We start from the raw sequence: 208 nt of genomic DNA, 5'->3' as shown, positions 1-208 counted from the left end.
AAAATCTCTCCCTCCCCTCTTCCGAACTTCTCCGCTTCCTTTCGAATCCCTCAACGCTTCCCCCATTTGCTAATTTTTCCTCGCCTGCCGTGCTACGACTGCCTGTGCGGCTCGCACCTTTGCCAAAGTTAATTATCAGTATTTCTGGTATTATTGACATTTACCCCATTTTCTAATTCTCTCATTTCCTAATTTACTAATTTCCCCG

This window comes from Capnocytophaga sp. oral taxon 380 str. F0488 (assembly GCF_000318255.2).
GTDB lineage: Bacteria > Bacteroidota > Bacteroidia > Flavobacteriales > Flavobacteriaceae > Capnocytophaga > Capnocytophaga ochracea.
The sequence above is the reverse complement of the archived record's forward strand: the minus strand, read 5'-3'. Positions refer to the sequence as shown.